11 protein-coding genes are annotated in these 15,863 nt (G+C 34.9%); 3 read left to right on the top strand and 8 right to left on the bottom strand.

Annotation, left to right across the window (positions count from 1 at the left end; all coding sequences use genetic code 11):
* Positions 1-142 precede the first annotated feature (142 nt).
* Positions 143-592, top strand: coding sequence for a GNAT family N-acetyltransferase (locus AT726_RS09040; protein ID WP_055304922.1), 450 nt, complete (start codon positions 143-145; stop codon positions 590-592).
* A 71-nt stretch (positions 593-663) separates the two neighbouring features.
* The gene (locus AT726_RS09035; protein WP_068759431.1) at positions 664-1,728 is read left to right on the top strand and encodes a branched-chain amino acid aminotransferase; all 1,065 of its coding nucleotides are present in this window, start codon (positions 664-666) and stop codon (positions 1,726-1,728) included.
* 75 nt (positions 1,729-1,803) lie between these two features.
* Here AT726_RS09035 and AT726_RS09030 read toward each other — a convergent pair whose 3' ends face one another.
* The 7 genes from AT726_RS09030 to AT726_RS09000 all read right to left on the bottom strand — a co-directional run bounded on the left by AT726_RS09030 (position 1,804) and on the right by AT726_RS09000 (position 13,916).
* Positions 1,804-3,063, bottom strand: a complete 1,260-nt coding sequence (locus tag AT726_RS09030) for a sugar ABC transporter substrate-binding protein (protein WP_068759430.1) — start codon at positions 3,061-3,063, stop codon at positions 1,804-1,806.
* A gap of 385 nt (positions 3,064-3,448) precedes the next feature.
* Entirely contained in the window at positions 3,449-3,676 is a 228-nt protein-coding gene (locus AT726_RS09025; RefSeq protein WP_068759429.1) for an HPr family phosphocarrier protein, read from the bottom strand.
* A gap of 252 nt (positions 3,677-3,928) precedes the next feature.
* Positions 3,929-6,961, bottom strand: a complete 3,033-nt coding sequence (locus tag AT726_RS09020; RefSeq protein WP_068759428.1) for a glycoside hydrolase family 2 TIM barrel-domain containing protein — start codon at positions 6,959-6,961, stop codon at positions 3,929-3,931.
* Positions 6,962-7,155: 194 nt separating this feature from the next.
* Complete coding sequence (locus tag AT726_RS09015) at positions 7,156-8,025, bottom strand: methionyl aminopeptidase (protein ID WP_055244978.1); 870 nt, start codon at positions 8,023-8,025, stop codon at positions 7,156-7,158.
* A gap of 406 nt (positions 8,026-8,431) precedes the next feature.
* Complete coding sequence (locus AT726_RS09010; RefSeq protein WP_055244976.1) at positions 8,432-9,373, bottom strand: translation initiation factor IF-2 N-terminal domain-containing protein; 942 nt, start codon at positions 9,371-9,373, stop codon at positions 8,432-8,434.
* 641 nt (positions 9,374-10,014) lie between these two features.
* Positions 10,015-11,439 (bottom strand): melibiose:sodium transporter MelB, encoded by a 1,425-nt coding sequence (gene melB, locus AT726_RS09005; protein WP_068759427.1) that lies wholly within the window; start codon positions 11,437-11,439, stop codon positions 10,015-10,017.
* 416 nt (positions 11,440-11,855) lie between these two features.
* Complete coding sequence (locus AT726_RS09000) at positions 11,856-13,916, bottom strand: alpha-galactosidase (RefSeq protein WP_068759426.1); 2,061 nt, start codon at positions 13,914-13,916, stop codon at positions 11,856-11,858.
* 355 nt (positions 13,917-14,271) lie between these two features.
* Here AT726_RS09000 and AT726_RS12600 point away from each other — a divergent pair, with 355 nt between their 5' ends.
* Entirely contained in the window at positions 14,272-14,370 is a 99-nt protein-coding gene (locus AT726_RS12600; RefSeq protein WP_158508545.1) for a helix-turn-helix domain-containing protein, read from the top strand.
* A gap of 26 nt (positions 14,371-14,396) precedes the next feature.
* Here the strand turns inward: AT726_RS12600 and AT726_RS08995 are convergent, their stop codons facing one another.
* Positions 14,397-15,743: an MATE family efflux transporter gene (locus tag AT726_RS08995; protein ID WP_068759425.1), complete on the bottom strand. Its 1,347-nt coding sequence runs from the start codon at positions 15,741-15,743 to the stop codon at positions 14,397-14,399.
* Positions 15,744-15,863: the final 120 nt, after the last annotated feature.

Genomic DNA, 15,863 nt, shown 5'->3' with positions numbered 1-15,863 from the left:
CTACAGAATGCCTACGTATCAAAGGGAATAACCAACTAAGACTGATATAGAATTGTAAAGTACATTTCTACTTCTATATAGTTAATAATTCATCTCTTTATCTCATATGTTAGCAATAGACAGAAGAAGGGAGGGACTATAAATGCGAATTGCTTATTATGAGGCCGAGTATTTAGAGGAATGCGCAGAACTTTTACAAAAGGTTTATAACAATGAGCAATGGGGATGTCATTGGTCAGAAATAAAATCAAAAAAATATATTGCAGAATTAAGTCAGATTCCACGCTTTGTTGGATTTCTTCTTTTAAATGATGAGGAAGAACTAATTGGGGCTGCACTTTGCCATGAACGAACATGGTGGTATAAAGATGAGCTCTTTATTGATGAATTCTTTATTGATCCAGACTCACAACAACGGGGATACGGTTCAAAGTTACTCAAATATATGACTAAATATTCAAAAGAACAAAAATTGGCTGGGTTAACTTTAATGACAAATAATCTGATTGTCGCTGATTTCTATCATAAAAATAAATTCCATGATCATGAAATCTATTTTATGTACAAGGGTGTTGAAAATATTGCAGACTAAATGAATTTTAATCTTGTCATCCTCCTCTAAAAAAGGTATAACACCCTAACTAATAGAAGGGAGAAATGTGCATGGAATTTAAAATCGAACGCGCAAAACAATTAAAAGAAAAACCAGTTGAGACAAAATTAGGATTTGGTCGTCATTTTTCTGACCATATGTTAGTCATTGATTATACGGAAGGAATCGGTTGGCACGATGGACGAATCATACCGTACGGACCGATTGAAATGGATCCTGCTTGCATGGTCTTACACTATGCCCAAGAAACATTCGAAGGGTTAAAGGCTTATCGACATACTGATGGGAGCATTGCCCTATTCCGTCCAGAAATTAATGCACAACGCTTAATTAAATCAAATGAGCGTCTTTGTATGCCTCCTGTTCCAGTTGATTTATTTTTAAAGGGAGTTGAAGAACTCGTCAAATACGAACAAGACTGGGTGCCAAAAGAACCAGGAACATCACTTTATATTCGCCCATTCTGCTTTGCAACAGAGTCAGGAGTTGGATTACATCCTTCAAAAAAATATAAATTTGTCGTTATCCTTTCACCTGTCGGTGACTACTATCCTGAAGGGGTTAACCCAGTAAAAATTTGGGTTGAAGATGAATATGTACGAGCTGTCAAAGGAGGAACTGGTTTTGCTAAATGTGGAGGTAACTATGCAGCAAGTATCGCAGCTCAAGTCAAAGCTGAAAAAAATGGTTATACCCAAGTGCTTTGGTTAGATGGTGTTCACCGAAAATACGTTGAAGAAGTTGGAACAATGAATGTGATGTTTTTAATTAATGACACCGTTGTAACGACCCCACTAGAAGGTTCTATTTTACCTGGTGTCACTCGTGATTCAATCATTACTCTTTTAAAAGATTGGGGAGTAACTGTTGAAGAACGCCATTTAAGTATTGATGAACTCATGGAAGCGGGACGAACTGGCGCTTTAAAAGAAGCTTTTGGAACGGGGACAGCAGCCGTTATTTCACCTATCGGAGAGATTCATTACAAAGATGAAACAGTAATAATCAATAATTTCAAAACTGGAAAATTAACTAAAAAATTATATGATACATTAACTGGCATTCAATGGGGGCGAGTTGAAGATCCCTATCATTGGATAAAAATTTTAAAATAGAGAAAAACTGAGACTCGATGGTAAGAGTCTCAGTTTTTTAGTCATGAAAAAAGAGGACGGTTGCCCTCTTATTCATTATTTTGTTAATTCTAATGCTGCATTATAATCTTCTACTGCTTTAGCAGCTGCCTCTTCTGGAGTAGCTAACCCTTCCCAAACTGAACGATATAATGTTTCAGCTGGTGTCCAGAAACTTGCCATTTCAGGAATACTTGGCATTGCTTCAGAGAACTGAGCTTGTTCTAAGATTCCCATTACATACTGATCGTCTGAAAGACCATCAATAACACTTGGATCTTTTAAAGCTGGGATAGATCCACGGACTTTATAAAGAATTTCTAACCCTTCATCAGAAACCATATATTCTAAAACTTCACGAGCTGCTTCAGCATTTGTTGTATAAGCACTCATACACGCAATAATGTTTCCTGAGAATGTAACAGGCTGATTACCATTAATTGTTGGAATTGTTGTAACCCCCCATTCAAAATCAGCATTTTTTTGAATTTCAGAAATCGCCCATGGTCCAACAATAATATAAGGAACGGTTCCTTTAGCAAATTCAACTTCAACTGTATCAACGGTTAAATCAGCATAAGGGACATCTAAATATTGTCGCATTGATTGATAGTAAGTTAATCCATCAATTACTTCTTGAGTATTAAAGTTAACTTTTTCTGAGTCATTATGATCTGATCCAAATAATTCATATCCAAATGCAGTTAAGAAGAAATGCATCGTATATGAGTTTCCTGTTTCCATACGGATGATGAATTTATTTTCTGCTGCATTATTAAATTCATCCCCTTGGGCTTTAATCTCATCCCAAGTTTCTGCAACCTCAAATCCATATTCATCTAATAGTGTTTTATTATAGAAGAACGCAACTGATTCAGTTGAAATTGGAACCCCGTAATATGTTCCGTCAAACTCAACAGTTTGAACAGAACTTTCAATGAAACGCTCTTGAACTTGATTTGTTAACTTCTCACCTAAGGGTAATAAGATTTGTGATTGAATTGATTGAGCCATTCCATCGTGTGGCTGAATGAAGATATCTGGCCCTACCCCCGCTGGACCATCTAACTCTAATTTTGTACGAGTATCTGTCGACTCCACATGCTCCCACTGAATATCATACTGTGGGTATTTGGCTTCAACTGCCTCTTCTAAAGCCTCTGCATATTCATCATAATCTAACCATAATTTAACGACTGTTTTTCCATCATCTGTTGACTGTACCTTATTTTCATCTTTTGGTGCATCATTACTGCACCCTACTAATCCCGCTACAGATAATCCAGTTGCTAATAAGATTGACATTACTTTTTTCATTCAATACTTCCCCCTCACAATTTAAATAATCTTCACTGAATAGTTCATTTTACTACTAATCTTTAACTTTTTCTCATGATAGACAACGGCATTGATTGTTTACACTTATCAGAAAACATTTGTCAATCAATTCCTATCTATCCTATCATTTTACCTTCGGTGATCATTTCTCTCACTCATAATGGTAACGATTACATTTTAGCATATTTTAATAATATTGTGCTTAATATTTACGAAAAAAAAATAATAATATAAACTGTTTTATCTTTTCATTCCAAATAATCTTACAAAATCCCATCTTACTAAAATAAAAAAGACATGTTTTACACATGTCCCTTTTAATCAACGTTCCATTTGTCTAAAAATGTCTGTTAATAGTAACATCTTAAATTAAGTAAGATGTTAATTCTCGCTTTAATGCTGAAGCATTTAATGTATATGCAAGCACGGTCATAGGTACTCCAATACCTAAACTTAATACCCCTAAAATCGATTTAGCATCTACTTGATATGCATCTCGTTGCAATTGAATTTCATAGCCATAGTGGTTCGCAATATTAACAAATGCTTTAACGTCTTCAATCGAATGAAATTTAATTTGATACATTCTCATCAAAATCACACTCCTGTCTGAAACATAAATGTTATCTTCTAATAAAAGCATATTCCTTATTATAATGACTCGTTCAAAGAAAACGTATCTCAAACTTCTGCGACCATCCCAATTCTTGATAGATAACAATCCTCAATCATATTTTCATGTACAAATCAATTGAGTGTGTGAATAACTGTATAAAGAAAAAATGTGCAATCTAAAAATGAGATCGCACATTTTTTGTATGTTTTAAGTATGTGATATTTAAAATTATTTTGCCGCTTCAATGACAAAGCTAAATTCATAGTTTTGGTTTGCTGGAATTTCGAAGCATTCTTCTGGACGAGCCCCCCAAGAATCATCGCCTCCAACTCCCATTTCTTTTAAGTTGATAGATAATACTGTTTTGTGTACTGGTGGTAATTCATAGTGATGGTAAGCAGCTTCTAATTCATGGGCTGAATACGGAAGCGCACTGAAGCTTAATGGTGTTTCTCCACTGATGCGTAATCCTTTTCCTTCTTCATTTGTTACAGTAGCAAAGCGTACTCCTGTATGATTCCCACATGCTTGTGGAATAACATATCCCGCTACATTATCAACCACTTTATTAGTGAATGTTCCAAGGCGTGCTCCAAATTCACGGTCTGCATATGTTTCATCTGGTCCAAATCCACGCCAAGTTAACGTATCAAAATCAGCTGGGATTGCTAAATCCATCCCAAACTTGAACATGTTGGGTAATCCTTCAACCCCATTGTAACTCATTGTGACATGAATTTGTCCATAAGAGTTAATGAAGTATTTAACAACTACGTGTGAAACAGGCATTGTATTTAAATTGTAAGTAAAGATAACTTCTAATCCATCAACACGACGGTTAATTTCCATGTTTTCATGAAAGGCATATAAGCTTGCTAATTTCCATTGTGCCATACGAACTGGTGCTTGATTTCCGCGATCGTTATCCGTTGATGCACGCCAGAAACTTGGCATTAACGATAAGTTTGGTTGATGAATATATTCAACTCCATCGTATTTTAATGAAACGATACGGCCTAAGTTTTTTGCAAAGATAACTTCAAACCCATCTCCATTAATTCCAACATTAACATCCCCCTCAGCGATGTTAAACTCTTTAACTTCACGTTTTACTTCTTCTTTCACCGCTTCAATCACACGTTGTCCAAATGCGATTTCATGTCCAGCCTCAGCATAAGCTGTCGCTTCTTTTAAACAAACTGATACAGTAACCACTTGTTCAAGTGAAGATGAAGTTAGATTAATTCCTAAATCAATAAATGCTTTGCTTAATGGAGCTAATTTTTCAACTGTTTCTCCACTAGCAATCACTTGGTCACCTTCTTCAACTTGCCACTTAATGACATACTCACTTAAATCAGTGAAGCAATGTTTATTATAGATGTCTGCTCCTGTATCTTTTACTTCAATTGCAAATGGTTGATAAGCTCCCTTAATCGCTTGGATTTTTGGTGAAACCTCACGATTTGCATAAATGATTCCATTCACACAGAAGTTATAATCCGTTGGTTGATCACCAAAATCTCCACCGAATGCTAAGTATGGGTTGCCATAACGATCTTTCGACCATAAGGCTTGATCGATGTAATCCCAAATGAAACCACCTTGATACATTTCATATTCATCTTCTAATTCAATATAACGATCCATTCCACCATTTGAGTTCCCCATAGCATGTGTATACTCACATAAAATGAATGGTTTTTCTGGATTATTATCTAAGAATTCACGGATTTCTGGCACTTTTGCATACATACGGCTTTCCATATCTGATGTATCATTAAAACGACGATCCCAGAACACTCCTTCATAGTGGACTAAACGTGTGTTATCTCGGTCTCTAAAGTACTGTGACATTTTGTATAAGTTCTCTCCACCATAACTTTCATTCCCACATGACCAAATCACGATACTTGGATGATTTTTATCTCGCTCAAGCATTGACTTGGCACGGTCTAAAATGATTTCTAAAAACTCTGGACGGCCATTTGGAATAGTGACATCCTTCTCTTCAACTGCCCCCATACGTTGCCATGTTCCGTGTGTTTCTAAATTTGTTTCATCAATCATGTATAATCCATATTCATCACATAATTCATAGAAATACGATGCATTTGGATAATGTGACGTACGAACTGAGTTGAAGTTATGCTCTTTTAAGAATTTAACATCCCACTCCATCTCTTCCTTTGTAACAGAACGCCCATATGTTGCACTAAATTCATGACGATTGACCCCACGGAAAACAATGCGCTTTCCATTGATACACATCACTTTATCAATCATTTTAAACTCACGAATTCCGACACGTTGGCAAACAGCCTCTACGACTTCTCCATTCACTTTTAGTTCTAATTGTAACTCATATAAATAAGGATGTTCGGCACTCCATAAATTCGCATGTTCAACTTCTAACGATAAAGTGGCCGTTCCATCGATGACATCACACGTTCCAGCAGATACTCTACGCCCTTGTGCATCGACTAAATTAGCGACGATGGTTGATTCTTCTCCCGTTACATTAAACTCCACTTCAACAGTTGCGTCTTGATAATTATTTTTTAAATGAGTTTTTACAAATAAATCTTCAATATGAGTTGTTGGAGTAGTAAACAAATAAACGTCACGGAAGATTCCTGATAAACGCCAGAAATCTTGATCTTCTAACCAACTTCCAGTTGACCATTTATAAACTTGTACGGCTAATTTATTTTGACCTTCACGGTTAATATACTCTGTTAAATCAAATTCACTTGGTGTGAAACTATCTTCACTATATCCAACGTATTCCCCGTTACACCAAACGTTGAATGCTGTCTCCACTCCTTGGAATGAGATACAAACTTTTTGTCCATTCCACTCAGCTGGTACTTCAAAATAAGTTACATATGAGGCTGTTGGATTATATTTAACTGGGATATAAGGTGGCTTTAATTCTTCATGTCCATCCCATGCATACTGTGTATTGACGTAGTGTGGTTTATCATATCCTTGTAATTGAATATGCCCCGGTACTAAAATTTTTTCAAAATCTGAACAATCTGCTTCTAACGCCTCAAACCCCTCTGGGCGTGTCGCAACATTTTCACTATACTTAAATAACCATTCTCCATTTAAACATTGACGCCATGACATCTCTGATTTATTCATCGCTTCTTCTAACGTTTGATAATAACGATGGTCACTATGAGCTTTTAAACGATTAATTTCAAAAATTTCAGGATTCGTTAATAGTGCTTGAATATCTTGCGATGTTTTCATTCTGACTTCCCCTTTTTTAGTAAAATTTTATCATTTTTACAAATAGATATTATCATATATTCAACTTAGTGTAAACGATTTCTAATATTTTTGTGTTTTTTTACCAACAAAAATTAATACTTCTTATCAGTATCTTTGGCATCAAAAAAACACCTCATCACAGGTTCTTCTGCTTTGAGGTGTTTCAATTTTTATTAATAAGCTAAAATTTCAGCTCCATCTTCTGTAATTAAGATCGTATACTCCCACTGAGCCGATGGCTTACGATCAGCTGTATAGATTGTCCATCCATCTGATTCATGTTCTTCAATTTCAGCAACTCCCATATTAATCATCGGTTCAATCGTAAATGTCATCCCAGGGACAATTAAGCAATCTGTTCCACGGACTCCAACATGACTAACGTATGGCTCTTCATGGAATTCAACACCAACCCCATGTCCTCCAATGTTTTGCACAACTGTATACCCATTTTTAGCAGCATGCTCAGAAATAGCCGCTCCAATATCACCAATGTATCCCCAAGGTTTTGCTTCAGCAAGTCCAAGATCTAAACACTCTTTAGCAACACGGACTAATTTTTGTTTTTCTTCATCAACTTCACCAATCATAAACATACGTGACGCATCCGCATAATATCCGTTAACAATCGTTGTCACATCAACATTTACGATATCTCCTGATTTTAAGACTTCATCGTCACTTGGAATTCCGTGACAAACAACTTCATTAATTGAAGTACAAATACTTTTTGGGAATCCATGATAATTTAATGGGGCTGGCGTTCCACCTAATTCGATCGTATACTCGTGAGCAATTTTATTTAATTCTTCCGTACTCATACCTTCTTTAATAACTTCTGCAATTTTATCGAGTACCATCGTATTGATTTTACCCGCATGACGAATTCCTTCAATTTGCTCTTTTGTTTTTAAAAGCTCACGTGTTGGAACTTCATCACCTTGATGATAATGTTTAGCAATTTTCTCTTCAATCGGCAAGTGGCATTGTTTAAATTTCTTTCCACTTCCACACCAACATTTATCATTACGTCCTATTTTCATAAGTATCACCTTTTTGCTTATAAAATAACTTTCATTTATTACTATACTACTATTATGGAAAAAATCCTATCTTTAAGCACGATGTTCTAAAGATATATAAATCGAAATAAGTTTTTAAACGTTAAAAACTTTTATAGCCCTATCAGTGGAGGAAAGCTACGAGTTCGCAAGCTCACTCCGTAGCATAGGTGACCCCAACCCTAGCAATTGAGGAATATATCTCTTGCAGAAATCGCTAGGTGACCCCTGGACTATAGTATGCCTTGAATAGCATAAATGTCAAACCTCTAGTTTGCTATAGTAAATATAGAGAATATTTCTGTATGAATATAGTGACTTTCAAAACAAAAAGACTGAGCTTCATGAATGACGATTCATTCATCTCCCCCAGTCTAATGATGCAACATTAAGATGCTTTATTATTTAATTTCCCTTCAATGACAGAGGCAATTCCACTCTCATGCATTTGAGGTAGTTTTAGTTGCTCTGTACTTATTTCATTTAATTGAATACGAGTTGCTGTTTCAATTCCACTCTTTAGTAAGTTCACTGAATCTCCCATGCGCGTTAATCCGTTGTCATAGTATTGTCGACTAATTCCAAGTACATTTGGTAAAATATCGACGCTATACCATCCTTGATATTCTAAGTTATGAATGTTTAACGTCGTTTTTACCTTTTGATAGAATGAATGATATTTATAATCGACATTTAAAATTAGTGGAATCATACTTGTATGCCAATCATTCACATAAATTTCTGAAATTTTTGTTCCTAGATATGGAAGAGCTTCAAGCACTGCACGATTGAAAAAGGCGAAGCGCTCAGCATCATCTTCATAGCCATAAATCTCTTCACGCGTAAAATATCTATCATTTCCGATAAATAAATAAGTCACTGAATCTTGAACTAATTTAAAAAGAGAAGCTCGAGCTTCTGTCGATCCTACTTTAATTGGTAAGTCCATTAACCATTCCATAGTCGTTCCGTAAACTTCCGTAATTTCTTTATACTTAGGTAAAGCAATGATTAATGAGCGACCGTCTTTAATTGTTTGAGTTGCAAAAGCGGCAGCTGTTTTTCCCAATTCTCCTAACGAAGTAAATGGTTCACATTCAGTCACGACATAAGCAATAGTCTTAGCCTCCCTTGACTTCTTCACTACTTTAGGTGTTGTTTCAATAGTTTCATTCGTATCTTTTCCACGACAAATATGACGGCTTAATGTTGCTAACTGTGTTTCATCTAATTTAGACTGAGCTTTAACTTCAATTCCGATTTCATGACAAATGGCTACAAGCTCCTTGCTCGTCATCCCATAATTTCTAGCAAATTCGTATACTCTCATCGTATATCCCCCCTGTTAAACAAGATTTAACATATAACAACATTTTAGCATTTACACTCTTGTTTGAAAATCTAACTTCTTGTAAAACCATTCAAATGACGCAATAGTTAACCGTTTACAACATCGATATCACAACTTTTTGACACACTTCACCTCAAATTCTCCTTCAAATGTCGGAAAAACAGTTGTGAATCCATACATAATTTCTAGGAATCTTGCATAAAATTTTACTTTATTAATTTGGAATTCATTGATTACTTCGACACTCCCTATCAATTCCAAAGCTCAAATACTTTTAACTAAAGCCAAGGAACAATATGTTGCCCCATCAAAGAGAGAAGTAGCCTTCCTGCTAATAAAACTGAGCCGATTCCATCATTTTCACATTTTTCTTTAACAACTATATACGCAGTGGTAATTTTTATAATTTCACCGCTGCTATCCTCAATCTATATAGAGCCCGAAATGTATTTTATAATTTTGAATTATTCTTAGTTGCTTAACCGATTTAAGACGAAAGCTCCCTATAGTCCAGATAAAAGTTTTTTGTCATATGAAAAACTTATCGGGGCTTATATACAATAAGGAAATACAACTTGAATCAAAAAAATCAGCGGATAAGAATCCGCTGATTTCATTTACTATGCTTGCACTGCAGCTCCCTTTAATTCAACACCTGAATGATGACGAGCTTCTAATTCTTTTAAGTTATTACGAGCTTCTAATTCATTAAGAACTTCTTCATGGAAGTCACCATTTAATTTATAGTATTTTTTATAAATAGCGAAGCATAAAACAATAAAGATAATTGGTGCAATCGTCATTAAACTGCGCATTCCCATAATAGTTCCAGCAGATTGCTCTTGGTTCGCTACATATCCCATCATTTGTAATCCAACACCAATTGCCCATCCACTGAAAGCAGATGCTGATTTTACTAATAATGTTTGACAAGAGAAAATAATACTTTCATTACGTGTTCCAAGTTTATATTCACCATAGTCAACAACATCAGCTAACATAACTGTTGTAGAAGCTAAGACGAATCCGCCTCCACCACGTACTAATAATGCAGATAAGATAACTAATAATGCATTATCGGGAGCCCAAATTCCAGAAACTAATAATCCAATTAATCCAATCACAGGAGCGAAACATCCTACTTTGAATAACTTTTGACGTCCAATTTTTTGAGCTAAGATTGGGAATAATAATAATCCACCAATTTCTGCAAACCCGGCAAATCCGTTGTAAATTTTAAACATTCCTTCATTACCTGTTGCATACTTGAAGTAGTAAAGCGCCATCCCACCTAAAAGCTGTAACATTAAGTTCATACATAAAACAACACCGATGAACACTTTTAATTGATCATTTTGACCAATAATTTTAAATGTTTGTTTTAATGTCACACGCTCAGCTTTTTTTGTTGTTTTATCTGCTGTTTTTGTTGAAGGCTCTTTGACATTAATACATGTTATTAAAGAAGAAACGATGAAGATAACAGCGATAATAAATGCTAATGATTCATATCCTTTTACATCATTCCCTTGCCCTAATTTAGCAACGAAAGTTAAACCGAATGTCCCGATTGTTAATCCACCAATACTAGCGAAAATACGAGGAATTACCGCCACTTTTTCACGTTCAGCTTTATCTTGTGTTAAAGATGGAATCATTGACCAATAAGGAATATCCATAATTGTGTAAGTCATTCCCCATAAAATATACATCACTGAGAAATATGCATATAATGGTAATCCATCTAAATCTGGTTTTTTGAATAAGAAGAATAATACGATAGCATTAATAATCGTACCTATTAAAATCCATGGTCTAAATTTCCCCCATTTTGTTCTCGTATTATCAACGACCATCCCCATCATCGGGTCATTGACCGTATCCCAAATACGTGCGATTAAGAAAAGTGTCCCGACGAATGCAGGCGCTAAACCAATCGTATCAGTAAAATAAATCATTAAGTAAGTACCAACAATACCGTAAACTAAGTCTTTACCTAGTGCCCCTATTCCATAAGAGTACTTTGCCTTTGCAGTTAGTTGCATTTTAACCTCTCCTTTTTTAACTTTTACAACCCGTCCCTCTCTTGGGTTGCAATCATTTTCAAACCTCTCATGCTAATAATATACTATATTTGAAATCGTTTTACAATAGCTATTGTACTAAAAAAGTATTTTTTTTACTAATAAAAATAGATTAATTTTACTTTAATTTACGTGAGGTATTTTTAAAACGTTAACAGGTCATATTCAAAAACAATCTACGCCATGTTTTATCTTATTTTATCCTTTTATAGTGATATAAATAAAAAGTATTATACTAAAATAATCGTTCAAATTGTATTTAGTCTAGTATTCGAATGATCTTTTGCTTAAGCAGATTATTCCGAGATTCTATTAACATCTCCGTCTCATTTAATGAAAAAAGAGTGTTGCATCAAACAACACTCTTTTGAGTTTTATTATGCTTTTTTAAATTTAATAATCGTACTTGCGTAGTCCCCGCTTAATTTCACATCAATTCCATGGTTCATTAAATATGATCCTGATTTTTTCATTTCAGTTCCAGCTAATGTAAAGGTATATTGTGCATTAGCATCTAATCCACGTAATTTCACGCGCACTCCAGTACGAGAGATTTGTGTTTGTGGTAAGAATACGAATAATGCAGCTTCTGTTTCATTCGCATACTCATAGCAATAATAGTTGTTGCTAGACGTATGTTGTAAACGATAGAAGTCCCCGTTTTGCACGACTTCACGAATTTGTTTATATTCTTCAATTAACTCTGCTGATAACTTCATGTCTTCATCAGTGAACTTTAAAATATTACATCCCATTCCTAACGTCCCCATCATGGCACTATGGAATTTGAATGTTAATGGGATTGTTGAACGATTATTAGCGTCTGTTACCCATGCACGCATCGCTTTAATTGGATAAACGTATGAATATGTATTTTGAATTGTTAAGCGATCATAGGCATCTGTGTTATCACTTGTCCAAAAATCATCAAATGATGACTCTAACATTCCATAGTCGACACGGCCACCACCTGAGGCACAGGCTTCTAATAATAAATGAGGATATTTTGCTTTGACACGACGTGCAATGTCATATACAGCCTCAATATGACGAAGCCACATATCACGTGACACTCCTGTTTGTGAAATCGGACGGTTCGCATCCCATTTAATATAATCAATCTCATATTTAGATAATAAGTCATCAATCATATTGAAAATGAACTCTTGTACTTCTGGTAATGTCACATTTAAAACCATCTGATTACGTGATGTATCGTTCACACGATTTTTGAAATGATAAATCCAATCTGGATGATCTTTTAATAATTGTGCTGGCGGGTTCACCATCTCTGGCTCAATCCAAATACCAAACATCATTCCCATGTCCTTAACCGCATGAATTAACGGATTTAATCCTTCTGGGAATTTATCTTCGTTCACATACCAGTCACCTAAACCATCTGCATCACTATGGCGCTCACCAAACCAACCATCATCGATAACAAATAACTCAACACCCATTTCTTTCGCCTTTTTAGCTAAGGCAATTTGCTCATCACAATGCACGTCAAACTCAGTTGCTTCCCATGAGTTATAAAGAACCGGACGAACACCTTCACGAAGCACATTTTGTTTAGCATAATCATGCATGTGATGACTCATCGCCTCAAACCCTTCATTTGTATAACCAAACAACATCGCTGGCGCAACAAACTCTTCACCTGGTTGTAACGTCACTAAGCAATCATGAGGATTAATTCCCATTTGAACTAAGGTTCCCCCATAAGGACGTGGCTCAATAATAGTTGAGAAATTCCCACTTAATTTTAAAATCCCAAAGTACACTTCACCTTCAGTTTCAGTCGCGTGACGATCTAAAATGAAGAACGGATTATGATTATGCGTTGAAATACCACGACGGTTTTCTAAAATAATTTTCCCTTGTCCTAATGGTTGCTTAAACTCTTGAAACTCCGCTAACCAACGTCCATGAGAAGATGTTAGTGTTAAATCTTGATAAGGAATATGAATTTGAGCACTATGAATTTTTTCAATCTCTACAACGGCTTGTGTATTATTTTTAACAGACACAGTACGCTCAATTAAATCTTGTTCCTCATACGTTTTATAATGTAAATTGAATTCAAAGTCATAGTACACATCCTTTAAATGGATGATTAACTCCTCTTCAGTTTGTGTGTAGCCTACATACTTATATTCAATATCACGAGTTCCATCAGCAAAAATTACTTTTAAACAGTTTTCTTTATAACGCATTCCACCGAAAACTGGATACTCCTCATCTGTTAAATCAAGAATTGGATCATTACTTGATAATTCTGATAATTCAGGCACTTCAAAATCTTCTAAACCATTTAACTTTGGCCCCCAGTATAAATGGCGTAATAAACCTAAGTTATCTACTGCGAATGCATATGTTGTTTTAGCAGTTTCTACACCAAAAACTAATCGTTTTTCATCAATTAAAAATCCCATACTTTTTCTCCTCTCAACGTTACTCCCTCTTTTAGATAACGTTTTCTAAATTGATTATAATATAGCCCTCTTCTTTATTCAATCATTTTTTAGTAAATTTTTAGTGATAGTAGGAGCTTGAGAGAACATCTCATATAAAGACAAGAAATCCCATTTTACTTCAATAATTAAAATCTTAACCACAATAAGCAATAAAAACTAATCTTAATCATCTGAATATTAATAACATGAGCTTAAACTTTATCGAAAATTTAACTCCTTTCTCACTTTTAAAAAAGACATACAATTAAACTTGTCATTTTGACTACATAAATTTAAAAGAAAAAACTTATCTATTACTAATATTGCTAAAGGAGTGGGCTATAATAATCCCTTTGCCTTTTCAAAGATTTTTCGCAAACATAAAGGGATGAGTCCTTCACAATATCGAAATGAACAACAAAAAACCTCGTAGACTAAAATCTACGAGGTTTTTGATTACTAAGCTTCTACTAACTCAGGAGCTTTTTTTAGATTTCCTTTTTTAAATAAGAAGATAACGACTAATAATGTTAAGACTTCTGCAACTGGAACCGTCATCCATACCCCACTAATTCCTATGAATTGTGGTAAGATGCTAATTCCTAATAAAATGAAAATCATACCGCGACAAACAGCCACAATAATAGACGATAGCGCATCACCAATTGACGTAAAGTACCCTGAGAATAAAATGTTCAATCCATTAAAGAAGAACGTAAAGGCATAAATCTTCGACCCGTGTAACGCTAAATCTAATACGGCCTGATTATCGCTAACAAACATCATAATTAAATACTTCCCAAATAAGAAGATTAACACGACTAAAGCGGATCCCATGATAATGGCCATCTTACAAGAAATATTCATCATTTGCTTCACACGATCATGTAACTGCGCCCCATAGTTATAAGAAATAACTGGACCAATTCCTGCTGAAACTCCAACCACAATTAATGACGCAAATAATGAAATGTAACCAATCGCTGTAAACGCCGAAACTCCAACTTCTCCAGCAATTCTCATAAACGCCATATTGAACACAAAGGTTGAAATAGCCGCTGCTAGTGATGATACGCCTTCCGATGATCCGTTATATAATAACTGACCTGTTAACTTCCAGTTAAATTTTCCTGTAAAGAAGTTTAACACAGCACTCTTCTTAATAAACGGAATAGCTGCAATTAAAAATGATGTTGTGAACGATAATCCCGTTGCAATCGGTGCCCCAACAATCCCTAACTTTAACTGCTTAATCAACACATAATTTAAAATAATATTTGCAAATAAACTTGCAACTGAACTGATTAAATAAACATTTGGCTTTCCAATACAACGTACAAATACACCTAGAATAAACGAAAGTCCGATAAATGGAGCAAATAACGCTAAAATCTTAATATACGTTGATGAATCAGCAAGCAACACATCATTTGCACCTAAAAATGATGCTAATTGATGACTAAATGTAAATCCTAAAACTAAAATCACAATTGATAAACCAATCATGAATAAGCAAGCTGATTTAAAAATATCTTGCGCGCGCTTAACTTGACCTTCACCTAAACTACGCCCAATATAACTTGCTCCACCAATTCCAATGATTAAGTTCATCCCAATCATTAACTGCATAAATGGCGCTGCAATATTAACACTAGCCATCGCATTCGTTCCAACAAAGTTTCCTAAGAAAATTCCATCAACCATTGTTTGAACCCCAGCAATCGTTAATGATAAAATCGCTGGAATCGAGAATTTAATAAATAACTTAGAAATCTTTTCAGTTCCTAAGACATTATCTTGCATCATCTATATAACCTCCCTATCTCAATACTGCTCATTAAAAATAAGCAGTATGATTAATTGTCATAAAAAAAGCCAAATGACTTGCATTTGAGCCTGAATAATATTATCATGTATCCTTAAACA

Source organism: Turicibacter sp. H121 (genome assembly GCF_001543345.1).
GTDB lineage: Bacteria > Bacillota_I > Bacilli_A > MOL361 > Turicibacteraceae > Turicibacter > Turicibacter bilis.
Note: the sequence above shows the minus strand (reverse complement) of the source record. Positions and strands in the feature narration are given on the sequence as shown.